Raw genomic sequence first — 21,766 nt, forward strand, 5'->3', positions numbered from 1 at the left:
GCGCAACGCCCCGCAGCCGCCGCGGCGAGTGGTGCAGCGCTTCCCTAGAGCTGGCGAAGGGCGAGCGTCTCGACGGGGGACTCGGCATCGGCACGGGGCTCGAGGGGCGCGAGCCGTGCCCATTCGAGCTGCGCCTGCTGCCGCTCCAGCCGGGCGCGATCGCGTGCGAGGACGGCCGGCAGCCCGCCGAAGTAGGGATCGACGGCGGCCCCCACGCCGACGCCCAGTTCGATCGCCTTGCCGACGCGATGGACCCAGTTCAGCGGTTCGCGGCGGGTGGCCGCTCCCGCGAAGCTGACGAGCACGCCCAGCAGGGCCAGCAGCCAGGTCGAGACGGCGAGCAGCCGGATGCGGTCCCCGATGCCCCGGGCGAGGTTGCCCAGGCCGTTGCACGCGCCGGTCCCGGTGAAGCGGGGCATGACCGGCGCCGTCTTCTTCACCTCGAACAGGGGTACCTGCACGAGCGGCGCTTGACCGTCGCCGGTGTGCCTGGCGTCCGGCACGAGATGGCGCTTCCTGGCCATGAGCGTGCCGGCGATCAGGCCCGTGGCCATCCCGGCCATGAAGGACACGGCGGTGGAGATGCCGATGTCCGGCATCACGCCGACCGGCGACTGGCCCAGCGCGGTGCCGCGTACGGCGTTCAGGACGCCGAAGGCCACGACGCCGCTGCGCACGTGCGTGGTCCCGTCGATCTGTCCGGTGGCCTGCTGGACCTGCTGGATCTCCCGGCGGAGCCGGTCCACGCCCTTGTCGCCGTACGGCGCCCCGGTCTCATCCAGCAGGTTGGCCACGTGGTCCGGGATGAGTCGCTCCGGCGCGATGGCCGCCAGTTGACGGCCGGTCAACGCCGCGGCCCGTGGCGCCAGGACGCCGCCCAATGCCGCGAAGGTGCCGCCGACCAGCGTGGCGCCCAGCCACCGGAGGGTGACGACGGCGCAGAGCTGCTGCAGGGCGAGGTCGGTGTCCTGGTCGATGTAGTTGCGGTCCTCGCCGATGCCCAGCGGCATGCGGGTGTCGAAGTGGTAGCGGATGCCGAGTTCGGCGATCGCCGCGCCGGTGCCCCGGCCCATGCCGAATCCGCAGCCGGAGGAGCCGCCGATGTTCAGGGCCAGGGCGCCGATGGCCCGCAGCACTTCGGGATGGCCGGGCGACATCGTCGCGGCGCTCTGTCGGATCTCGTCGAAGCGCGCGACGGCCTGGGACCGGCTTGTCGCCTGGGCCAGGGACTGGACCCGCCATCCGGCGTCCGCGCGGAAGAGGACCCTGGCCATCGATCGGGCATCGGGGCGTGCCACCGGAGACGCATCGATCGCGGCGGGCGTCGGCTGTGCCTCGGACGGGGGGGCGCCGGCGACGACCTCGTCCTCCTTCGCGAGCGGAAACTCGTGAAGCGCCTGGTGCCTGGGAATGCCGATCATGTCGCCCTCGCTGCTCGCGTTGCGGCGGACCATGCGGCGCGCCGATGCCCACCGGGCGGCGCGGGGCCGCGTGGGATCGGCGGAACGGGGGCGTCAGTCCAGGCTGGCGGACCAGCGGTTCCAGTCCGCGAGGCGGCGGCGGTCCTGCTTGGTGGGGCGGCCCTGCTCGATGGCGTCGGCCGGTTCCGGCGCGAGGCGGCGCGCCTCGGCGGCGCGCTCGCGGGTCGCGATGCTGTCGGGCGTTTCCTCGTACAGCGCCTGCGCCACCGGCGCCGGACCGCGCATGGCGCTGAGTCCGGCCACCTTCACCTCGCGATCGATCTGACCCTGGCGCAGCTTCACGAGGTCGCCGACGCGCACGTCGCGCGAGGCCTTCGCCGCCTGCCCGTTGATGGTCACGCGACCCTTGCCGATCTCGTCGACCGCGAGCGAGCGGGTCTTGAAGAAGCGCGCGGCCCAGAGCCATTTGTCCAGGCGCATGCCGGCCGGGCCGGAAGCGGCCGCGGCGGCGGCGGGAGCGGCTGCGGAACCGGCGGAGCGGGAGCGGGCGTGGGAAGACATCAGCGTCGATTGTCCTATGGCGAGATCGGATCGGAGGATGGTGCCGCCGGCAACCGGACCACGGCGTCCAGGCCGGCGATGACCCCATCCTGCTCGCGGTTGTCCAGCGCCAGCGTGCCGCCGAGCGAGCCGACGATCTCCCGGCAGATGGCGAGCCCGAGCCCCGACCCCCCGCCGGCACCGGCAGCGAAGGGCTGTCCGAGCCTGGGCCTCAGCGCCGCCGCGATGCCGGGGCCGCTGTCGGCGATGCGCAGCTCGACGCCGCCGTCGGCTCCCGCGCCCCGCGTCACCCGCACTTCCAGACGTCCACCGCGGGGGCAGTGCCGCAGCGCGTTGTGCAGCAAATTGCGCACGAGCTCCCGCAGGGCCCATGCATGGCCGCGCACCGGCGCGGCGTCGGTGAAGAGCTCGAAGTCCAGTTCCGCGTCCGCGATCAGCGGCGCGAGGTCGAGCGCCACCTCGCGCACCGTCTCCGCCAGGTCGAGCCGCGGCGGATCGCCTTGCTGCCGCAGCTGCTCGACCTTGGCCAGCGCGAGCATCTGGTTGGCGAGCGCGGTGGCGCCGTCGACCGTGGCGCCGATCTCGTCGATCGCCTGCGTCAGCGGCAGGTCGCCGCGCCGCGCCGATTGCACCTGCGCCTTGAGCACCGCCAGCGGCGTGCGCAGCTGGTGCGAGGTGTCGCGCACGAAGCGCTGCTGGTGGGCGAACAGGCCGGCCTGCCGGTGCCAGGCCTCGTTGATCGCGACCACCAGCGGCGCGAGTTCCGCGGGCACGCCCGGCATGGGGATGGGGCTGAGGTCGTCGTCCGCGCGCGCGCCGATCGAGCGGCTCAACTCGCGCACCGGCCAGGTCGCGAAGAGCACCACGCCCCAGACCACGATCGCGATCACCGCAAGCAGCGCCGCCTGCCGCCACAGCGTGGAGACCAGCACCTGTCGCGCCAGCGTGCGGCGGATCTCCAGCGTCTCCGCGACCTGGATCGTCGCCACGCCCAGGCCCGCCTCGCCCGAGACGGGCTGCTTCAGCACCGCGACGCGCACGGCCTCGCCCTGGTAGACGTCGTCGTAGAAATCGACCAGCGCCGCGTAGGCGCCGCGATCGGGCAGCTTGCCATGCCACGCGGGCAGGTCGTCGAAGCCCGACACCCATTCGCCCTGGAAGCCGGTGACGCGATAGAACATGCGGCTGCGGTTGTCCGCCTCGAAGGCCTCCAGCGCCGCGTAGGGGACTTCGGAGACGAGGTGCGGCGCCTCGCGCGTGCCGTGCACGTCGAGCTGCTCGCCGATGGTCTTCGCCGAGGCGAGCAGCGTGCGGTCGTAGGCCGTGTCGATGGCCTTGAGCGCGTCCTCGTAGAGCCGGTGCGCGTTGGCGGCGATCAGCAGCCCGACCGGCACCAGGATGCCGACCAGCAGCCGGCTGCGCATCGAGGAGAGTCTGATCACCCGGCCCACTCAGTCCGGCGCCTTGAGTAGGTAGCCCAGGCCGCGCAGCGTCACCAGCCGCGCGCCGTCGGCGGGCAGCCGCTTGCGCAGCCGGTACGCGACGACCTCGACCGCGTCGGGCTGCACGTCGAGGTCGTCGGCGAAGACGATTTCCGTCAGCCGCTCCTTCGCGACCGCCTGGCCCGGTCGCGCCAGCAGCGCGCGCAGCAGCGCGGCCTCGCGCGGCGGCAGGTCCAGCGGCAGCCCGAGGTGGTAGATCGCGCCGCTGTCGGCGTCGACGCGCAGGCCGTGGAAGGCGTCGTCCTCGTGCGTGCCCATGCCGCCCGTCTGGCCGGTCTGGCCCGCCGATCCCGCCGCGCCGCGGCTGCGCCGCGCGAGCGCACGCACGCGGGCCTCGAGTTCGTCGAGATCGAAGGGCTTGGGCAGGTAGTCGTCGGCGCCGATGTTCAGGCCCAGGATGCGATCGCCCACCGTGCCGCGCGCCGTCAGGATGATCACCGGCGTGGTGAGCTGCTCGGCGCGCGCGGCCGACAGCAGTTCCAGCCCGTCGATGTCGGGCAGCGACAGGTCCAGCAGCACGACGTCCGGCGGTTGTGCGCGCCAGCGCTCGAGCGCCGCGCGGCCCTCGGCGAACACCTGCACCTGGATCCCGCGGCGTTCGAACGAGCGCGCCACCGTGGTCTGCAGCGCGGCGTTGTCCTCGACGAAAAGCAGCCTCATGCCCGGCAGTGTCCGCCACGCGCCGAGGCGCCGCCGCTCAGGGTCAACCCTGAGCTTTCCGACAGCCGATTGAAAGCCACCTTGTGCAGGATTCACGCCTACAACGACCGTCGGGCGCGTGCTCTGCCCCCGATGACCAGATCTACAACAGGAGACATGAGCATGCGTCGAGACCAATTCCTGAAGTCCGCGGCCGCGTTCGCCGCGCTGGGCGCCACCGGCGCGCTGCCGCTGAGCGCGCAAGCCGCGGCGGCATTGAAGATCCTGGTGCCCGCCAACCCCGGCGGCGGCTGGGACATCACCGGCCGCGCGCTGGGCAAGGCGCTGCAGGACGCGGGCGCCGCAGGCGCGGTGACCTTCGAGAACAAGGGCGGCGCCGCCGGCGCCATCGGCCTGGCGCAGTTCGTCAACGCCGCCAAGGGCGACCCGAACGCGATGATGGTGATGGGCGCCGTCATGCTGGGCGGCCTGATCACCAGCAAGCAGCCCGTCACGCTGACGCAGGCCACGCCGATCGCGCGCCTGACCAGCGAGTACAACGTCTTCGTGCTGCCGGCCAACTCGCCGTTCAAGACGATGAAGGACGTGGTCGAGGCGCTGAAGAAGGACCCCGGCTCGGTGAAGTGGGGCGGCGGCTCGCGCGGCGCCACGGAGCACATCGCCGCGGCGATGCTGGCGCGCGAGGTCGGCGTCGACGCGACCAAGATCAACTACGTCGCCTTCCGTGGCGGCGGCGAGGCCGTGGCCGCGATCCTGGGCGGCAACGTCAGCATCGGCGGCAGCGGCTACAGCGAATTCCAGGCCTACATCGAGAGCGGCAAGATGCGCCCGATCGCCATCACCGCGCCGCAGCGCATCAAGGGCCTGGACATCCCGACGATGAAGGAGCTCGGCTACAACGTCGAGATCGGCAACTGGCGCGGCGTGTACGGCGCGCCGGGCATCACGCCGGCGCAGCGGCAGGTGTTGATCGACCTGGTCGTGAAGGCGACCAAGTCCAAGGCCTGGGCCGAGGCGCTCGAGAAGAACGGCTGGACGCCGGCCGTGCTGACGGGCAAGGACTTCGAGGCGTTCGTCGACAACGAGTTCGCCTCGCTGCGCGCCATCATGCACAAGTCCGGGATGGTCTGACCCACCCCCTACCGCCTTCGGCGGCCCCCTCAAGGGGGCGAGCCCAGTGGCCTGGCGGAGCCAGTTCCACGGGCTCCGCTTGGTAGAACGGCGCCGCTGGCACGCTTTGATTCCGGACCGGGAGGTCTCCATGACTGATTCCACTCTGCAGGCCACGCCCGGCCCGCTCTATCAAACCCTGGTCGGCGCCGCGGCGATGGTCGTCGGCGGCGTGATGGCCTTCGGGGCCGCCGCGATCCCGTCCGATGCGGGCTACTCCGGCATCGGCCCGAACGCGCTGCCCTGGTTCGTCGCCGCGGTGCTGCTGATCTGCGGCGCCTGGCTGATCTGGGAATCGCGCAGCGGCGGCTTCCGTTCGATGGAGCCGCCGTCGGGCGCGCCCAAGGCCGACTGGCTGTCGGGGGCCTGGGTGGCCGCGGCCGTCATCGCCAACGCGTCGCTGATCACGACGATCGGTTTCGTCCTCGCCTGCACGCTGTGTTTCGTGCTGGCGGTGCGCGGCCTGCGCCGCGCCGAGGGCAAGGCCCACGGCGGCGTGCGCCAGGTCGTCATCGACGCCGTCACCGGCCTGCTGATCGCGGCCCCGGTGTTCTGGCTGTTCAACAAGCTGCTCGCGCTGAACCTGCCCGCCATCACGGCCGGCGGCTGGCTGTAACCCCAACCGGAGTCCCGACATGCAAGACCTCTGGACCCACCTGATGGGCGGTTTCGCCACGGCCGCCTCCGGCGCCAACCTGATGTGGGCCTTCATCGGCTGCGCGCTCGGGACGGCGATCGGCGTGCTGCCCGGCCTCGGCCCGGCCGTGACCGTCGCGATGCTGCTGCCGATCACCGCGCAGGTCGACCCGACCGCGTCGATGATCTTCTTCGCCGGCATCTACTACGGCGCGATGTACGGCGGCTCGACGACGTCCATCCTGCTCAACACCCCGGGCGAGACCGGCACCATGGTGACCGCGCTCGAAGGCTTCAAGATGGCCCGCCACGGCCGCGCCGGCGCGGCGCTGGCCACGGCGGCGATCGGCTCGTTCTTCGCCGGCACGATCGCGACCGTGCTGGTCACGCTGTTCGCGCCGGTGCTGGCGGACTTCGCCGTCACGCTCGGCCCGCCGGAGTACTTCTGCCTGATGCTGATCGCCTTCACCACCGTCTCCGCGGTGCTGGGCCAGAGCACGCTGCGCGGCATGACCGCGCTGTTCATCGGCCTGGCCATGGGCCTGGTCGGCATGGACCAGATCACCGGCCAGATCCGCTATACCGGCGGCGTGCCCGAGTTCATGGACGGCATCGAGACCGTGCTGGTCGCGGTGGGGCTGTTCGCGGTCGGCGAGACGCTCTACGTGGCGCTCTATGAAGGCCGCAGCAACCTGACGATGAACACCATGGGCCGCGTGCACATGACGCGCCAGGAGTGGAAACGCTCGATCCCCGCGTGGATGCGCGGCACGGCGCTGGGCTTCCCGTTCGGCGTGATCCCGGCCGGCGGCACCGAGATCCCGACCTTCCTGAGCTACGCGACCGAGCGCAAGCTGTCCAGGCACAAGGAGGAGTTCGGCACCGTCGGCGCCATCGAGGGCGTGGCCGGGCCGGAGGCGGCCAACAACGCGGCCGTGACCGGCACGCTGGTGCCGCTGCTGACGCTGGGCATCCCGACCTCGGTGACCGCGGCGATCCTGCTGTCGGCGCTGCAGAACTACGGCATCCAGGCGGGGCCGCAGCTGTTCGAGACCTCGTCGACGCTGGTGTGGGCGCTGATCGCGTCGCTGTACATCGGCAACGTGATGCTGCTGGTGCTGAACCTGCCGATGGTCGGCCTGTGGGTGAAGCTGCTGCGCATCCCGCGCGCGCCGCTGTATGCCGGCATCCTGATCTTCGCGACGGTCGGCGTCTACGGCATGCGCCAGAGCGCCTTCGACCTCTACGTGATGCTGGCCATCGGCCTGCTGGGCGTGGTGATGCGGCGCTTCGACTTCCCGACCGCGCCGGTCGTCGTCGGCATGATCCTGGGCCCGCTCGCCGAGGCGCACCTGCGCAACGGCGTCGCGATCGGCGGCGGGAGCTGGCGCGTGTTCTTCGAACGCCCGCTGTCGGCCGGCCTGCTGGCGATCGTGGTGATCGTGCTGCTGCTGCCGCGGGTGATGAAGTGGATGAGCGCGCGCAAGGCGCGCCAGCAGGCGGCTATCCGCTGATCAGCGCGTCGCGCCGGCGGTCAGCGCCGCGTCGCGCTGGCGGGCGAGGGCGGCCGCCTGTGCCTCGTCGGGCACGGCGGTCGTGGGCCAGCCCTGCAGGTGCTGCTCGGCGATCGCCGCCAGTGCCTTGATGTGGCTCGGGCGGTCGTTCAGGCAGGGGATGTAGCTGAAGCGCTGCCCGCCGCTGTGCAGGAAGGCCTCGCGCGCTTCCATGTCGATCTCTTCCAGGGTCTCGATGCAGTCGGACGAGAAGCCCGGGCAGATCAGGTCGACGGACTTCAGCCCGCGTCCGGCCAGCTCGCGCAGCGTGGGTTCGGTGTAGGGCTCCAGCCAGCGCGCCTTGCCGAAGCGGCTCTGGAAGGTCACCTTGTACTGCGCGTCGGACAGCCCCAGCGCCTCGGCCAGCAGCCGGCCGGTCTTCAGGCATTCGCAGTGGTACGGGTCGCCCAGCGCCAGCGTGCGCGCGGGCATGCCGTGGAAGCTCATCACCAGCAGCTCGCCGCGGCCCTCGGTCTTCCAGTGGGCGCGCACGCTCTCGGCGAGCGCGGCGATGTAGCGCTTGTCGTCGTGGTACCGGTTGACGAAGCGGAACTCCGGCACGTGCCGATGCGCCAGCGACCAGCGCGCCACGTCGTCGATGACGCTGGCGGTCGTCGCGCCCGAGTACTGCGGATACGCCGGCAGCACCAGCACGCGGGTGGCGCCGTCGGCGCGCAGCGCGTCGAGCTGCGACGCGATCGAGGGGTTGCCGTAGCGCATCGCGTGCAGCACCTTGACGCGATGGCCCAACTCGCCGAGCTGGCCCTGCAGCAGCTTGGCCTGCTTCGTGGTCCAGACCATCAGCGGCGAGCCGTCCTTCATCCAGATGCTGGCGTACTTCTTCGCCGATTTCGCCGGGCGTGTCCGCAGGATCACGCCGTGCAGGATCGGCCACCACGCGGCCTTGGGGATCTCGATGACGCGCGGGTCGGACAGGAACTGCGCCAGGTAGCGGCGCGTGGCCTCGGGCGTCGGCGCGTCGGGCGTGCCGAGGTTGACCAGCAGCACGCCGATCGTCGGCGCGCGCCCGTGGGTGTGATCGGGTTCGGGACGGAAGCTCATCCGGCGTGGGGCGGAAGACCGCGAAGAAGAGGGAACGAGGGGAGGGCGACGTGTGCCTGCGACGCGGAAGGTTCAGAGTCCGCGACGCAGCAGCGCCGGCGAGGCGGCTTCGGCCAGATGCAGCACTTCGAAACGCACGGTCGGGGCCTGCGACTCCGAGGCCGCGCCGCCGAGGCCGATCGCGCCCGCGCCGTGCAAGGTGCAGGACCCGCGACGCAGGCTCAGCGTCTGGCCGCCGGCGCCGAAGCGCACGAAGGTGCCGTTGTAGCTGAGGTCGGTCAGGCTGAAGCTGCTGCCCTGCCAGTCGATGCGCGCATGCGATCTGCTGACGCGGACGTCGGTGATGCAGTAGGTCGCCTGCGTGCTGCGGCCCAGCACGATGGGCATCTGCTCGATGTCGAAGACGCGGTCCAGGTCTTGCCAGACCAGCCGGATGCCTTCCGGCGCGGCGCTGCGGACGATCTCGCCGAACTGCGTGGCGCCGGGATCGCCGGTGCCCTGGTCCAGCACGTAGATGTGGACCGGTTCGGCGCGGCCGCGCACGCTGATGTGGTCGAGGCTCCGGAAGCGGGACTTCTGCGCGCTGGTCAGGCCGTTGACGACCTCGGCCGTCACGACGGTCTCGCCGTCGCCCGCGTGGTCGAGCAGCCGCGCCGCGACGTTGACCGCGTCGCCGAAGCAGTCGCCGTGGATCTCGACGACCTCGCCGCGCGCCAGCGCGATCTGCAGGTGGGTGTGGCGCAGGCGCTCGCTGCGCGCCGACGACTTCAGCAGCAGCTCCTGCATCCGCATGGCGGCCTTGATGCCGTCGCGCGGATTGTCGAACGCGGCCATCAGGCCGTCGCCCAGCGTCTTGATGATGTTGCCGCGGTTCTCTTCGACCGCCTGGCCGGTCAGGGCGACCGTCTGCGTCACCAGCCCCGAGGCTTCCGCATTCCCCAGCGTCTCGAACAGCGCCGTGCTGCCGCGCAAGTCGGCAAACAGGACGGTGCGCTCGCGGATCTGGGTCATCGGCCTGGGAAGGGGCTGAGGTGTGATGGAAGTCTCAGTGTAGCCGCGCCACCTTGGGCGTCACGTGGAGATAAGCCCTCGCCTTGGGGGCCTGTCGGCCCCTGTGCGACACCTCCCCCCAACAGGCGGGCGAATGCCGTACGCGACCCCGAGCGGTGGATCCCGAAGCGGATGCGAGGGCGGCCCGGGCTGCGGCGACCACAAAGAAAAAACCGGCCATCGTCCGAGGACGGGGCCGGCTTCTTCGGCAAATCCGGTGCCCATCGCTGGGCCCCGGATCTGAGGCTGGATCAGAGGTTGTCCAGGTACGTGCGCAGCTTGTGGCTTCGCCGCTCGCTGCATGCCGACTGCGTCGTCATCCGCCTGCGGCGGGCACGCCCCTGGTCAATCAAAGATTGTCCAGGTACGTGCGCAGCTTGTGGCTTCGCCGCTCGCTGCATGCCGACTGCGTCGTCATCCGCCTGCGGCGGGCACGCCCCTGGTCAATCAAAGATTGTCCAGGTACGTGCGCAGCTTGTCCGAGCGGCTCGGGTGCTTCAGCTTGCGGATCGCCTTGGCTTCGATCTGGCGGATGCGCTCGCGGGTGACGTCGAACTGCTTGCCGACTTCCTCCAACGTGTGGTCCGTGCTCATCTCGATGCCGAAGCGCATGCGCAGCACCTTGGCTTCGCGCGGGGTCAGGCTGTCGAGGATGTCCTTCACCACCTCGCGCAGGCCGGCCTGCATGGCGGCCTCGATCGGCGCGGTGTTGTTGGTGTCCTCGATGAAGTCGCCCAGGTGGCTGTCGTCGTCGTCCCCGATCGGCGTTTCCATGGAGATCGGCTCCTTGGCGATCTTCATGATCTTGCGGATCTTGTCCTCCGGCATCTCCATCTTCTCGGCCAGCGTCGGCGCGTCCGGCTCGAAGCCGAACTCCTGCAGATGCTGACGCGAGATCCGGTTCATCTTGTTGATCGTCTCGATCATGTGAACCGGGATGCGGATGGTGCGGGCCTGGTCCGCGATCGAGCGGGTGATGGCCTGACGGATCCACCACGTCGCGTAGGTCGAGAACTTGTAGCCGCGGCGGTACTCGAACTTGTCGACCGCCTTCATCAGACCGATGTTGCCTTCCTGGATCAGGTCCAGGAACTGCAGGCCGCGGTTGGTGTACTTCTTGGCGATCGAGATGACCAGGCGCAGGTTGGCCTCGATCATTTCCTTCTTCGCGTCGCGCGAGGCCTTCTCGCCCTCGTTCATCCGCTTGTTGATGCCCTTGAGGTCGTCCAGCGGCACCACGGCCTTGCCCTGGATGTCGATCAGCTTCTGCTGCAGCTCCTGGATCGCGGGCAGGTTGCGCGACATGATGTTCGCGTACGGCTTGCCCGAGGCCACTTCCTTTTCCGCCCACTGCAGGTTCAGCACGTTGGGCGGGAAGGTCTTGATGAAGTGCTCCTGCGGCATGCCGCACTTGTCCACGACGATCTTGCGGATCTCGCGTTCGAAGCGGCGCACGTCGTCCACCTGCGAGCGCAGGATGTCGCACAGCTTCTCGATGGTCTTGACCGTGAAGCGGATCGTCATCAGCTCCTGGCTGATCGCGGACTGGGCCTTGTTGTAGTTGGCCGACTTGTAGCCGTCCTTCTCGAAGGCCTTGCGCATCTTGTCGAAGTTGGTCGCGAGCGAATCCAGCTTCACCAGCGCGGCGTTCTTCAGCTCTTCCAGCTTCTTGGTCAGGGCCTTGGAGCCGCCGGCGCCGTCGTCATCGTCCTCTTCGTCGAACTCGTCGAAGTCTTCTTCCGCGACGTAGTCGTCCGCCTCGTCATCGGAGACGAAGCCGTCCACCGACTCGGAGATCTGCATCTCGCCGGCGCGGATCTTGGCGGCGATGGCCAGGATCTCCGCGATGGTCGTCGGGGAGGCCGAGATGGCCAGCATCATGGCCTGCAGGCCGCCTTCGATGCGCTTGGCGATCTCGATCTCGCCCTCGCGGGTCAGCAGCTCGACGGTGCCCATCTCGCGCATGTACATGCGCACCGGGTCGGTCGTGCGGCCGAACTCGGAGTCGACGGTCGACAGCGCGGCCTCGGCCGCTTCTTCCGCTTCCTCTTCGGTGGCGGTCGGCGAGGTCGAGCCCTGGATTAGCAGCGTGGCGGCGTCCGGCGCCTGCTCGTACACGGCGATGCCCATGTCGTTGAGCATCGACACGATCGCCTCGAGGATTTCCTCGTTGATCAGCTTCTCGGGCAGGTGATCGTTGATTTCCTGATGCGTCAGGAAACCGCGCGTCTTGCCCATCTTGATGAGGGTCTTCAGCTCCTGGCGGCGCTTGGCGACTTCCTCTTCGGTCAGCGCGGTCTCGTCCAGGCCGAACTCGCGCATCAGCGCGCGCTCCTTGGCGCGGCTGACCTTCATGCGCAGCGGCTTGGCCTTGGGCTTGTCCTCGCCGACTTCCTCGACCTCGACGGCCTCGACAGTCTCGACTTCCGCGTCGGCGTCGCCTTCGGTCTCGCCGTCGGCGTCGACATCGGCGAAGTCCTCTTCCTCCACTTCGACCTTGGCCTTGGCGGCCGGCTTCTTCGACTCGGTCTCGGCCTTGGGCTTGCGGCCGCGCTTGGGCTTCGCGTCGTCGTCGGACGCGGCAGCGGTGGCGGCTTTGGTGGTCTTCGCGGCGGCCTTGGCGGCCGGCTTCTTGACTTCTTCGGTTTCTGCGGCGGCGGCCTTGGACGCGGTCTTTTTGGCGGTCATGCAGTTCCTCGGTGGCTCAGGGGCCAGTAGGTGAATGCGGGGAAATCGCAGTGGGTGCAGGCAATGCAAACAGCCACCTGCCCCGCTGGCGCCCGCAAACTCCCGACTCCTGCGGGCTATGCGGCGCGAGCGAGCCAGGCGGCTCGAACTCAGGCCTCGGATGGCAGATCGGGGCAAACCGACTGCCATTCAAGGCTTTGCGCGTGAAGGTTAGCGTGAACCTTTGTTGTTGCAGCCCAGGCGGTGTAAGTTGGCCACTTTGTGTATGAACCCAGGGTCAGTGGGGGGCCGGGGACCGGTTGGCGCTGCGGTCACTCTTGACGCGCGAAAACCATAGATTATCTGCGAATTTTCCCATTCGGTCAAAAAGCGCGTTCTATCTGATGTTCTGCCACCCGATCTGGCGGCGTTCTGATGGGCGTTCTTGCAGCGAATTTCAGGCAGCCTCCAGCTCGCGGATCTGCCGCAGCAAGGCCTGGAACCGGGTCATGTCCGGTTGCGGGCTGCGCGCGATGCGATCGGCCTCCGCACGGAGCTTGCCGACCCACAGCTTGCGCATCACGACGCGGAACTCGACCTCCACATGCTCATCGGGCGGCGGTGCGCTCAGCGGGCCGCCGCTGACGCGCTGCGCGAGGTCCATCAGGTCGGCCTCCTGCAGGGCGATCTGTAGCACCGCCCACGGTGCCGGGCCGTTGTCGACCAACGAACGTTCGAGCCAGGCGATCAACTGGCCGTGTTCGCCGGGAAGCTCGTGCAGCAGCTGCAGGTCCTGCTCGCCGATCTGCTGCCAGAGCTCGCCGTGCAGCAGCAGCATCCGGACCGCCAGGTTCATCGGCGCCGGGGGCAGTTCCAGCGGCATGCCGATGGTTGGATCCTGGTCACGCTTGCGCCAGTCTCCCTTGCCGCCTTTGCCTTTGTATTCGCCCTTGGGCACCCATTTCTTGCGCTCGCCCTGGACTTGCGCCTGGGGCGCCGGAGCGGCGCCAGCGCCCGCTCCGTAAGCATCCGGAGGAATGTGGATGTCGTCCGCGCCGACGTGGGCCTCGTCGCCGTAGGCGGAGGCGGGGATGTCGAAATACGGCTCGTCGTGGGGGCCGTCGGAAGAGGGGAAGGGGCACGCGGCGCCGCCTTCGGAGGGGCGGCGGGCCGTTCCGCGCGCGGACGCGAGCCGGGGGCCGCCGGCGCTTGCGCGTTCGCCCACAGCGCCTGCAGTTCGGCGTCCGGCAACTGCGCGCGGCGGGCGAGCTCGCCCAGCAACTGCCGCTTCAGCAGCCCGTCCGGCAGCGCGGCCCACAGCGGCTTGGCGACGCTCAGCATCTTCGCGCGACCTTCCGGCGTGCCCAGATCGCAGCCGTCGGCGGCGGTCTCCATCAACTGGCGCGACAGCGGCACGGCGCCTTCGACGCAGCGTTCGAACGCGTCGGCACCGAGCTCGCGCACATACGAATCGGGGTCGTGCTCGGTCGGCAGGAACAGGAACTTGATCGTGCGCGTCTCGTTGGCATGGGGCAGGGCGGCCTCGAGCGCGCGCCCGGCCGCGCGGCGCCCGGCGGCGTCGCCGTCGAAGCTGAACACCACCGACTCGGTGAAGCGGAACAGCTTCTGCACGTGCTCCGCCGTGCAGGCCGTGCCCAGCGTCGCGACCGCGTTGCCGAAGCCGTGCTGCGCCAGCGCCACGACGTCCATGTAGCCCTCGACCACCAGCGCATAGCCGCGCCGGCGCATCGCCGGGCGGGCCTCGTAGAGGCCGTAGAGCTCGCGCCCCTTGTGGAAGACCGGCGTCTCCGGCGAGTTCAGGTACTTGGGCTCGCCCTTGTCCAGCACGCGGCCGCCGAAGCCGATGACCTCGCCGAGCACATTGCGGATGGGGAACATCACGCGGTCGCGGAAGCGGTCGTAGCGGCGCTGTTCGGCCTCGCTCTTGCCGGGGTCGTCCTGCAGGATGACCATGCCGGTCTCGACCAGCAGCGGATCGTCATAGGACGGGAAGGCGTTGGCCAGCGAGCGCCAGCCGTCGGGCGCATAACCCAGCCCGAACTGCAGCGCGATCTGGCCGGTCAGGCCGCGGCCCTTGAGGTACTCGATCGCGCGCGGGTTGGCCTTGAGCTGCTGGCGGTAGTGCTGGCCGGCCTTGGCGAGCACCTCGGTGAGCGTCGCCTGGCGCTGCTTCTGCGCCTTCTCGCGCTCGCGCTCCTGCGGACTGCGGTCGTCCTCGGGCACCTGCATGCCGGCCTGCTGCGCGAGGTCGCGCACCGCGTCGATGAAGCCGATGCCCAGGTGCTCCATCAGGAAGCCGACGGCGTTGCCGTGCTGGCCGCAGCCGAAGCAGTGGTAGGTCTGGCGGGACGGGCTGACCGTGAAGCTCGGCGACTTCTCGCCGTGGAACGGACACAGCCCCTTGTGGTTGATGCCGGCCTTCTTGAGGTCGACATGGCGGCCCACGATGTCGACGATGTCGACGCGGGCCAGGAGGTCCTGAATAAAGCCGGGCGGGATCACCGCGGGATTTTAAGTGATCGCCTGGGCGGGCACTTCCCGGGGCGGCAGGGGCGTGCGGCGCTGCGCCCAGGCGAGCAGCGCCTGCGGCGGCAGTGGCTCGCACAGGCCGCTGCCCTGGCCGACGCCGCAGCCCAGCGCGATCAGCGCCTGCGCGTGCGCCGGCGACTCGACGCCCTCGGCCACCAGTTCGCAGCCGAATTGCCCGGCCAGCGCGATCACGCCCTGCACCAGCGCGCGGTCCTGCGGATCGACGAGCATGGTCTGCACGAAGGAGCGATCGATCTTGAGCTGGTCCAGCGGCAGCTGCTCGAGCACCGACAGCGTCGCGTAGCCGGTGCCGAAGTCGTCCATCGCCAGGCGCAGGCCGAGGCGTTTGCAGTCGGTCAGCAGGCGGCGCGCGTGGGCGACGTCGTCGAGCGCGCTGGACTCGAGCAGCTCCAGCACCAGCCGGTGCGGCGGCACGTCGGGATGGCGCGCCAGCAGCGCCTCGAGCCGCGGCACGAAGGCCGGCGCCGCCAGGTGGCGCGGGCTGATGTTGACGCTGAGCTCCAGGTCCAGTCCCTCGGCGCGCCAGAGCCGGTTCTGCTCCAGCGCCTGCTCCAGCACCCAATGGCCGAGCTGCGCGGCCATGCCGCTGTGCTCGACGGTCGGCAGGAAGGCGGCGGGCGCCAGCAGCCCGCGCTGCGGATGGCGCCAGCGCAGCAGCGCCTCGGCGCCGAGCAGCGCGCCGCTGACCAGGTCCAGCTTCGGCTGGTAGTACAGGCAGAGTTCACCGGCCTCCAGCGCCTGCTGCACACGCAGCGCGGCCTGGGCTTGCGCCTCGCGGCTGCGGCGTTTCTCGACGTCGAAGAACTGCACGCCGTCCCGGCCGCTGCGCTTGACGCGGTACAGCGCGTGCGCGGCGTGACGCATCAGCGTCTCGGCCTCGCCGCCGTCCTGCGGGTACAGCGTCGCGCCGACGCTGGCGCTCAGGCGCAGTGCGCCGCCGGGAGCGTCCTCGGTGTCCTCGGCGCCGGCATCGTTGCCGTCGATGTCCCCGCTGTCCCCACTGTTCGGGCCTGGACTCGAGCCCGCGCCCGCGCTGCCGGGAAGGCCCTCGCCGCTCTCGTGGTCCGGATCGATGGGGCGGCGCAGCACCTGCACGAGCCGGTCCAGCGCCTGCTGGGCTTCCTCGAGGCTCTGCACGCGCAGCAGCAGGCCGAATTCATCGCCGCCGAGCCGGGCGACCTCGTCCGACCACTGCGGCGCCTGGCGCAGCGCGAGCGTCAGGCGCCGGGCGAGTTCCCGCATCGCCTGGTCCGCGCGGACGATGCCGTGACGCCGGTTGAAGGCGGCGAAGCCGTCCAGGTCCACGCGCGCGACGCACAGCATGAACCCCGGTCCGACCTGGCGGCTGGTGCGGAGCGCGGCCTGCAGCCGGCGCTGGAATTCCTGCTCGTTGGGCAGGCCGGTCAGCAGGTCGAAGCGGCCCAGCCGCTCCAGCGCCTGCTGCCGCTGCAGTTCCTGCGTCAGGTCGCTCAGCGCCAGCACGCGGTAGCGGGGCGGGCCGTCGGGCTCGGGGATCGAGGACACGGTCAGCCGCAGCGTCCGGGGCTGGCCGCCAGCCGCGCGGACCTTGACCAGGCCGTGCCAATGGCCGGCGGGATCGGCCAGCGCCTCGGCGATCGCGTCGGGATCGTGGCCGGCGCGGCGCAGTTGCGCCTCGTCCATCGGCAGCGCCGGGTGACCGAGCATCCGGCGGCGCAGCGCTTCGGCGGTGTCCGGCGTCTGGCCGTCGTTCTCGAGGACCAGGCCCGCGGGCGGCTCCAGCAGCGCGGCCATCAGCGTCCAGTACGCCGGGTTGGCGTCGAGCAGCCGGTGCTCGAGGTCGGTGATCGCGAGGCCTTCGTGCAGGTGCTGGAACAGCCCGCTGCTCATCCGCTGGCGCTCCTCGGCGGTACGGCGCCACTGGATGTCCTGCAGGCTGGCCAGCACCTGGCGGGCGCGGCCGCGGGGATCGCGGCGCGCGACGCGCAGCCGCAGTTCGTGCCAGACCCAGCCGCCGTCCTCGTCGGGCAGGCGCAGCGCGTGGTGCAGCGTGTCATGCAGCGTGTCGGGCTCGTGCGCCGTCGGGTCCTGGTGGTCGGTGTTCCGCGGCCCGGCCGTCTGCCCGCCCTGCAGCAATGCGGCAGGCGTTCCTCGAGCTTCATCCGGTCGACGGCGTGCACCTGCGTCAGCCAGGCCAGCGGATCGGCGGGATCGAGCGGTCCCAGCCGCGTCTGCCAGCCGGGCGACATCGCGACCGATTCGCCGGGGATCCATTGCGCCAAGGACAGGCCGGCCTCGTCGATCTTGGTGCGCCATTCGCGGCGCTCATCGAGCGCGCGCTGCCGCACCGCGCGCGCGCGTGCAGGACCGCGCCCAGGCCGAGCAAGGGCAGCAGCCACCAGGCCACCGCGCGCCAGGTCGGCCACAGCGCGCCGGCGACCAGGAGCAGGGCCGTGGCGGCCACCAACAGCACGGCCGGCGCCACCGCGGGCAGGCGTCGAGGCAGGGCGGGCGGGGCCCAGCCGGCGGGGGCGGACAACTCGGACTTCAAGATGGCGGCGGGGTAAGGAGGGAAAGAGCGGGCCCGCGCGGGACGCGGGTGGGACCGGCAGGCATGCTAGCCCTGCGCCGACGGTGGCCGGTCAGCGCTATCCCTGCCGGGGGTGGCGCCCCCCCGGAATGAGGGTGCCTCGCCGGACGCGGCGACGACAAGTGGCAGCCGAAAAGCAGCAGCTGAAAAGCAGCAGCTGAAAAGCAGCAGCCGAAAAGCAGAAAGCCACCCGAAGGTGGCTTTCATGGTGCCGGAAGGCGGGTCGCCCTCGGATCCTGGCGCTCAGATCACGAAATCTTCCAGCTTGGCGCCGCCGGAAATGGCGGCCTTCAGCCATTTCGGCTGCAGGCCACGGCCGCTCCAGGTTTCGCCGGTGGCTTGATTGCGATACTTCGCGGCCACCTTGGAGGACTTCGGCGTGCCGGTCTTGGCGGCGCGGGCGGTCAGGTCGGCGACCGTCAGGCCGTATTCCTGCATCAGCGACTTGACTTTGCCGATCGCGTCGGACCGTTCGCGGTCCTGGGTTTCCGCGATTTGCTGTTCGAGGGCGGCCCGCTGGGCCAGGAGGTCTTTGAGCGATGCCATTTATGCAATTCCTCGCGTAGTTCAACGGCTCCCTCGAAAGGGAATGCCGCATTATAGGCAGGGAATCGAGTATCACCGCAAGGGGGTAAATTCCCGGGCCGGCGTTGAAACGGCACGCTGAAACGGCATTTCCTTGAGTTTCCAGCGGATCAACTGTCAGGAAACGTGTCTCGCCTGACACGAGTTGACGATGGCGTCACCTGGATCGGTGGTGCGGAAATGCCCCGGAATCGGACCCCGCCGCGCACCGCGATGGGGAAATCACTCCGTCGGCGGGACATATCCGGCGGGCTGTTCCGCGCCGCCGCCGAAGAAGAACTGTTCCATCTGCCGCGCGAGGTATTGACGCGCGCGCTGGTCGGCCAGATTCAGGCGGTTTTCGTTGACCAGCATGGTCTGGTGCTTCATCCACGCGGCCCAGGCTTCCTTGGACACGTTCTCATAGATGCGCTTGCCGAGTTCGCCGGGATAGATGGGAAAGTCCATGCCCTCGGCTTCCTTCTTCAGATAAACGCATTGGACGGTGCGGGCCATATCAAACCTCGATGCTCAAAAAGTGTTGGGGGAGTGCGGCAGCCGGCCGACGCTGGGCCGCTGCCGCGGGATCGATCCCGGATGACGGGATCCTGGGGGAGGGTGAGGGGATCGCGGATCAGGCGAGTTTCTTGACGAGGACCTGCGAACGCCGGTCCCAGTTGTATTTGCGCTTGCGTTCCTCGGGCAACCAAGTCGGGTCGACCGGCTGGAATCCACGCTTGATGAACCAGTGCATGGTGCGCGTGGTCAGCACGAAGACGCTGGTCAGGCCCATGGCCTTGGCGCGCTGCTCGATGCGCTTGAGGATGCGTTCGCCGTCGCCCTGGCCCTGCACGGCGCTGGACACGGTCAGTGCCGCCATTTCGGCGGTGCGCGCCTCCTGATAGGGATGCAGCGCGGCGCAGCCGAATATCACGCCGTCGTGCTCGATGACGGTATAGGTCTCGATGTCGCGTTCGATTTCGCTGCGTTCGCGTTTGACCAGCGTGCCGTCGCGCTCGAACGGTTCGATCAGCGCGATCAGGCTGCCGATATCGTCGTGCGTCGCCTCGCGCAGGCTTTCGAGTTTTTCATCGACGACCATCGTGCCGATGCCGTCGTGGGTATAGACCTCCTGCAGGATCGCGCCGTCGACGACGAAAGGCAGGATGTGCGAGCGTTCGACGCCCGATTCGCAGGCCTTCACGCAGTACTTGAGATAGAAACCGACGTCGGTCGGCTGGGTCGGCGGCGGGAGTTTGGCGATCAGCCGTTTCGCGTCGGCCAGCGCCAGTTCCGTGTCGATCGCGCTTTCCGGGTCCTCGGGGTTTTCGCGCACGCCCTCGACCTCGGTCATGAACAGCAGCTTGTCGGCCTGCAGCGCGATCGCGGTTTCGGTCGCGACGTCTTCCATCATCAGATTGAAGGCGTCGCCGGTGGGCGAGAAACCGAACGGCGACATCAGCACGATGGCGCCGATATCGATGGCGCGCTGGATCGCGGCGGCATCCACGCGGCGCACGATGCCGGAGTGCTTGAAATCGACGCCGTCGACGATGCCGACCGGCCGCGCGGTCAGGAAATTGCCCGACACCACGCGCACCGTGGAATTGGCCATCGGCGTGTTCGGCAGGCCCTGGGAAAAGGCCGCTTCGATTTCGAATCGCAATTGACCGGCGGCTTCCTGGGCGCTGTCCAGCGCAATGCCGTCCGTGATGCGCATCCCGTGGCTGTATTGCGGCGGGTGGCCCTTGAGGGCGAGCTGTTCGTTCACCTGCGGGCGGAAACCGTGGACCAGCACGATCTTGATGCCCATCGCATGCATGATGGCCAGGTCCTGGACGAAGCTGTTGAGCTTGCCGGCGGCGATCATTTCCCCGGTCATGCCGACGACGAAGGTTTCTCCGCGATACGCATGGATATAAGGGGCCACCGCGCGAAACCACGGCACGAAGGTATGGGGGAAGACCAGGCTCATGGGCGCGGATTGTGCAACAGGCTGTCCCTGCAACGCGGCGGCAAGGTCACTTGCGGGACGCTGTGCGGGAGCGGAGCATGGCGCCTCCGCAACACCCCCCGGAGCGAGACATGGAAGTCTTCAAGACGCATGGTGCCTTCAGCTGGTCGGAGTTGATGACGACCGACACGAAGAAGGCGTCCGAGTTCTACGGCAAGCTGTTCGGCTGGACGATCGAGGCCATGCCGATGCCGGGCGGTCCGGCGGACGCGCCGCCGTACCACGTGATCAAGGCGCGCGGGGCGGACGACGCCATCGGCGGCCTGATGGCCTGCCCGCAGCAGGGCATGCCGCCCGCCTGGGGGATCTACGTCACGGTGGACAACGTCGACGAGACGGTGGCCCAGGCCAAGGCGATGGGCGGCAAGGTGCTCATGGAGATCATGGAAGTGCCCACCGTCGGCCGCATGGCGACGCTGCAGGACCCGCAGGGCGCGGTGATCAACGTGATCACCTATGTCGAGATGCCCGACGAAAAGAAATGAGGGTGACCTGACGTCCGGCCCGTTGTCGCGGGGCGCGAGATAATCCGCGCCCCGTGAGTCAAGACACCAACGCCCCCGCCGCGCCGCCTTCGCGTCCTCCCCGCCCGCCGCGTCCGCCGCGCCAGGCCGGACCTCGCCGCCCCGCGGCGCCCGCCACCCCGATCCCGCCGATCGAGTTCCCCGAATCGCTGCCGGTCTCCGGCCGTCGCGAGGAGATCATGCGGGCGCTCGCCGAGCACCAGGTGGTGATCGTCTGCGGCGAGACCGGCTCCGGCAAGACGACGCAGTTGCCCAAGATCGCGCTGGCCATGGGCCGGGGCCGCGGGCAACGGCGGCGGCCTGATCGGCCACACGCAGCCGCGCCGGATCGCGGCCTCCAGCGTCGCCAAGCGCATCGCCGAAGAGCTCAAGTCGCCGCTGGGCGACGTCGTTGGCTACAAGGTCCGCTTCCAGGACCGGCTGCAGCCGGGCGCCTCGGTCAAGCTGATGACGGACGGCATCCTGCTGGCCGAGACCCAGACCGATCCGCTGCTCAGCGCCTACGACACGCTGATCATCGACGAGGCGCACGAACGCAGCCTCAACATCGACTTCCTGCTCGGCTACCTGCGCGAGATCCTGCCGCGCCGGCCCGACCTGAAGGTGGTCGTGACCTCCGCGACCATCGACGCGGACCGCTTCGCCCAGCACTTCGCCTCGGTGAAGGGACCGGCGCCGGTGTTGATGGTGTCGGGACGGTTGTTCCCCGTCGAGCAGCGCTATCGCCCCTTCGAGGAATCGCGCGAGTACGACGTCAACGACGCCATCTGCGACGCGGTCGACGAGCTCTGGCGCGACGGTCGCGGCGACGTGCTGGTCTTCCTGCCCGGCGAGCGCGAGATCCGCGAGGCCGCCGAGGCGCTGCGCAAGCACCATCCGCCCGGCGTCGAGGTGCTGCCGCTGTTCGCGCGACTGTCCGAGCAGGAGCAGAACCGCGTCTTCCAGCCGCACGGCCAGCCGCGCATCGTGCTGGCGACCAACGTGGCCGAGACCTCGCTGACGGTGCCCGGCATCCGCTACGTGATCGACCCGGCCTGGCGCGCGTCAAGCGCTACAGCTACCGCAACAAGGTCGAGCAGCTGCAGATCGAGAACATCAGCCAAGCGGCGGCCAACCAGCGCGCCGGCCGCTGCGGCCGCGTCAGCAACGGCACCTGCATCCGGCTGTACGACGAGAAGGACTATCTCTCCCGGCCGCGCTTCACCGATCCGGAGATCCTGCGCAGCTCGCTCGCGGGCGTGA

At 69.7% G+C, this 21,766-nt stretch carries 20 protein-coding genes; 5 read left to right on the top strand and 15 right to left on the bottom strand.

Annotation, left to right across the window (positions count from 1 at the left end):
• Nucleotides 1-44: 44 nt before the first annotated feature.
• From ACFJIX_RS16490 to ACFJIX_RS16505, 4 genes are all read right to left on the bottom strand, one after another.
• A complete protein-coding gene (locus ACFJIX_RS16490) occupies nt 45-1,454 on the bottom strand; it encodes a hypothetical protein (RefSeq protein WP_377152805.1) in 1,410 nt (469 codons plus the stop codon).
• A gap of 60 nt (nt 1,455-1,514) precedes the next feature.
• The gene (locus ACFJIX_RS16495) at nt 1,515-1,901 is read right to left on the bottom strand and encodes an RNA-binding S4 domain-containing protein (protein WP_377161813.1); all 387 of its coding nucleotides are present in this window, start codon (nt 1,899-1,901) and stop codon (nt 1,515-1,517) included.
• Between the two features lie 95 nt (nt 1,902-1,996).
• Complete coding sequence (locus ACFJIX_RS16500; RefSeq protein ID WP_377152807.1) at nt 1,997-3,424, bottom strand: sensor histidine kinase; 1,428 nt, start codon at nt 3,422-3,424, stop codon at nt 1,997-1,999.
• Nucleotides 3,425-3,433: 9 nt separating this feature from the next.
• Nucleotides 3,434-4,144: a response regulator transcription factor gene (locus tag ACFJIX_RS16505; protein WP_377152809.1), complete on the bottom strand. Its 711-nt coding sequence runs from the start codon at nt 4,142-4,144 to the stop codon at nt 3,434-3,436.
• A 162-nt stretch (nt 4,145-4,306) separates the two neighbouring features.
• On the opposite strand from ACFJIX_RS16505, the gene ACFJIX_RS16510 reads away from it, so the two are divergent.
• The 3 genes from ACFJIX_RS16510 to ACFJIX_RS16520 all read left to right on the top strand — a co-directional run bounded on the left by ACFJIX_RS16510 (nt 4,307) and on the right by ACFJIX_RS16520 (nt 7,464).
• Complete coding sequence (locus tag ACFJIX_RS16510; protein ID WP_377152812.1) at nt 4,307-5,275, top strand: Bug family tripartite tricarboxylate transporter substrate binding protein; 969 nt, start codon at nt 4,307-4,309, stop codon at nt 5,273-5,275.
• Between the two features lie 130 nt (nt 5,276-5,405).
• Nucleotides 5,406-5,930, top strand: a complete 525-nt coding sequence (locus tag ACFJIX_RS16515) for a tripartite tricarboxylate transporter TctB family protein (protein WP_377152814.1) — start codon at nt 5,406-5,408, stop codon at nt 5,928-5,930.
• A gap of 19 nt (nt 5,931-5,949) precedes the next feature.
• Nucleotides 5,950-7,464, top strand: coding sequence for a tripartite tricarboxylate transporter permease (locus ACFJIX_RS16520; protein WP_377152817.1), 1,515 nt, complete (start codon nt 5,950-5,952; stop codon nt 7,462-7,464).
• Here the strand turns inward: ACFJIX_RS16520 and hemH are convergent, their stop codons facing one another.
• From hemH to argA, 10 genes are all read right to left on the bottom strand, one after another.
• The gene (gene hemH, locus ACFJIX_RS16525; RefSeq protein ID WP_377152820.1) at nt 7,465-8,565 is read right to left on the bottom strand and encodes a ferrochelatase; all 1,101 of its coding nucleotides are present in this window, start codon (nt 8,563-8,565) and stop codon (nt 7,465-7,467) included.
• A 72-nt stretch (nt 8,566-8,637) separates the two neighbouring features.
• Nucleotides 8,638-9,576 (bottom strand): adenylate/guanylate cyclase domain-containing protein, encoded by a 939-nt coding sequence (locus tag ACFJIX_RS16530; protein ID WP_377152823.1) that lies wholly within the window; start codon nt 9,574-9,576, stop codon nt 8,638-8,640.
• A 486-nt stretch (nt 9,577-10,062) separates the two neighbouring features.
• Entirely contained in the window at nt 10,063-12,303 is a 2,241-nt protein-coding gene (gene rpoD / locus ACFJIX_RS16535; protein WP_377152826.1) for an RNA polymerase sigma factor RpoD, read from the bottom strand.
• Nucleotides 12,304-12,739: 436 nt separating this feature from the next.
• A complete protein-coding gene (locus ACFJIX_RS16540) occupies nt 12,740-13,165 on the bottom strand; it encodes a hypothetical protein (RefSeq protein ID WP_377152829.1) in 426 nt (141 codons plus the stop codon).
• Complete coding sequence (gene dnaG / locus ACFJIX_RS16545; RefSeq protein ID WP_377152832.1) at nt 13,135-14,805, bottom strand: DNA primase; 1,671 nt, start codon at nt 14,803-14,805, stop codon at nt 13,135-13,137. Before dnaG ends, ACFJIX_RS16540 begins: the two co-directional genes overlap by 31 nt.
• Nucleotides 14,806-14,814: 9 nt before the next feature.
• Entirely contained in the window at nt 14,815-16,968 is a 2,154-nt protein-coding gene (locus tag ACFJIX_RS16550; protein WP_377152835.1) for a putative bifunctional diguanylate cyclase/phosphodiesterase, read from the bottom strand.
• 49 nt (nt 16,969-17,017) lie between these two features.
• Nucleotides 17,018-17,383, bottom strand: a complete 366-nt coding sequence (locus ACFJIX_RS16555) for a hypothetical protein (protein ID WP_377152837.1) — start codon at nt 17,381-17,383, stop codon at nt 17,018-17,020.
• Nucleotides 17,384-17,665: 282 nt separating this feature from the next.
• A complete protein-coding gene (locus ACFJIX_RS16560; RefSeq protein ID WP_377152839.1) occupies nt 17,666-17,968 on the bottom strand; it encodes an H-NS family nucleoid-associated regulatory protein in 303 nt (100 codons plus the stop codon).
• A gap of 261 nt (nt 17,969-18,229) precedes the next feature.
• Complete coding sequence (locus ACFJIX_RS16565) at nt 18,230-18,502, bottom strand: oxidative damage protection protein (protein WP_088403658.1); 273 nt, start codon at nt 18,500-18,502, stop codon at nt 18,230-18,232.
• A gap of 118 nt (nt 18,503-18,620) precedes the next feature.
• Nucleotides 18,621-19,961 (bottom strand): amino-acid N-acetyltransferase, encoded by a 1,341-nt coding sequence (gene argA, locus ACFJIX_RS16570; protein ID WP_377152841.1) that lies wholly within the window; start codon nt 19,959-19,961, stop codon nt 18,621-18,623.
• A 110-nt stretch (nt 19,962-20,071) separates the two neighbouring features.
• On the opposite strand from argA, the gene ACFJIX_RS16575 reads away from it, so the two are divergent.
• Nucleotides 20,072-20,485, top strand: a complete 414-nt coding sequence (locus tag ACFJIX_RS16575; protein WP_377152843.1) for a VOC family protein — start codon at nt 20,072-20,074, stop codon at nt 20,483-20,485.
• Between the two features lie 58 nt (nt 20,486-20,543).
• Here ACFJIX_RS16575 and ACFJIX_RS16580 read toward each other — a convergent pair whose 3' ends face one another.
• On the bottom strand, nt 20,544-20,795 hold the full coding sequence (locus tag ACFJIX_RS16580) for a hypothetical protein (protein WP_377152845.1): 252 nt from the start codon (nt 20,793-20,795) through the stop codon (nt 20,544-20,546).
• 176 nt (nt 20,796-20,971) lie between these two features.
• Here ACFJIX_RS16580 and ACFJIX_RS16585 point away from each other — a divergent pair, with 176 nt between their 5' ends.
• A complete protein-coding gene (locus ACFJIX_RS16585; protein ID WP_377152847.1) occupies nt 20,972-21,766 on the top strand; it encodes a helicase-related protein in 795 nt (264 codons plus the stop codon).

Source organism: Roseateles sp. UC29_93 (assembly GCF_042695725.1).
Lineage (GTDB): Bacteria > Pseudomonadota > Gammaproteobacteria > Burkholderiales > Burkholderiaceae_C > Roseateles > Roseateles noduli_A.

What these genes read in the sequence shown, in the direction of transcription:
- hemH (WP_377152820.1), bottom strand. Translation starts at nt 8,565, where the DNA reads ATGAGCTTCCGTCCCGAACCCGATCACACCCACGGGCGCGCGCCGACG.
- argA (WP_377152841.1), bottom strand. Translation starts at nt 19,961, where the DNA reads ATGAGCCTGGTCTTCCCCCATACCTTCGTGCCGTGGTTTCGCGCGGTG.
- ACFJIX_RS16510 (WP_377152812.1), top strand. Translation starts at nt 4,307, where the DNA reads ATGCGTCGAGACCAATTCCTGAAGTCCGCGGCCGCGTTCGCCGCGCTG.
- ACFJIX_RS16530 (WP_377152823.1), bottom strand. Translation starts at nt 9,576, where the DNA reads ATGACCCAGATCCGCGAGCGCACCGTCCTGTTTGCCGACTTGCGCGGC.
- rpoD (WP_377152826.1), bottom strand. Translation starts at nt 12,303, where the DNA reads ATGACCGCCAAAAAGACCGCGTCCAAGGCCGCCGCCGCAGAAACCGAA.
- ACFJIX_RS16565 (WP_088403658.1), bottom strand. Translation starts at nt 18,502, where the DNA reads ATGGCCCGCACCGTCCAATGCGTTTATCTGAAGAAGGAAGCCGAGGGC.
- ACFJIX_RS16505 (WP_377152809.1), bottom strand. Translation starts at nt 4,144, where the DNA reads ATGAGGCTGCTTTTCGTCGAGGACAACGCCGCGCTGCAGACCACGGTG.
- ACFJIX_RS16515 (WP_377152814.1), top strand. Translation starts at nt 5,406, where the DNA reads ATGACTGATTCCACTCTGCAGGCCACGCCCGGCCCGCTCTATCAAACC.
- ACFJIX_RS16520 (WP_377152817.1), top strand. Translation starts at nt 5,950, where the DNA reads ATGCAAGACCTCTGGACCCACCTGATGGGCGGTTTCGCCACGGCCGCC.
- ACFJIX_RS16490 (WP_377152805.1), bottom strand. Translation starts at nt 1,454, where the DNA reads ATGGTCCGCCGCAACGCGAGCAGCGAGGGCGACATGATCGGCATTCCC.
- ACFJIX_RS16540 (WP_377152829.1), bottom strand. Translation starts at nt 13,165, where the DNA reads ATGCCGCTGGAACTGCCCCCGGCGCCGATGAACCTGGCGGTCCGGATG.
- ACFJIX_RS16585 (WP_377152847.1), top strand. Translation starts at nt 20,972, where the DNA reads ATGACGGACGGCATCCTGCTGGCCGAGACCCAGACCGATCCGCTGCTC.
- ACFJIX_RS16495 (WP_377161813.1), bottom strand. Translation starts at nt 1,901, where the DNA reads ATGCGCCTGGACAAATGGCTCTGGGCCGCGCGCTTCTTCAAGACCCGC.
- ACFJIX_RS16580 (WP_377152845.1), bottom strand. Translation starts at nt 20,795, where the DNA reads ATGGCCAGCGCGATCTTGGGCAACTGCGTCGTCTTGCCGGAGCCGGTC.
- ACFJIX_RS16560 (WP_377152839.1), bottom strand. Translation starts at nt 17,968, where the DNA reads ATGGCATCGCTCAAAGACCTCCTGGCCCAGCGGGCCGCCCTCGAACAG.
- ACFJIX_RS16575 (WP_377152843.1), top strand. Translation starts at nt 20,072, where the DNA reads ATGGAAGTCTTCAAGACGCATGGTGCCTTCAGCTGGTCGGAGTTGATG.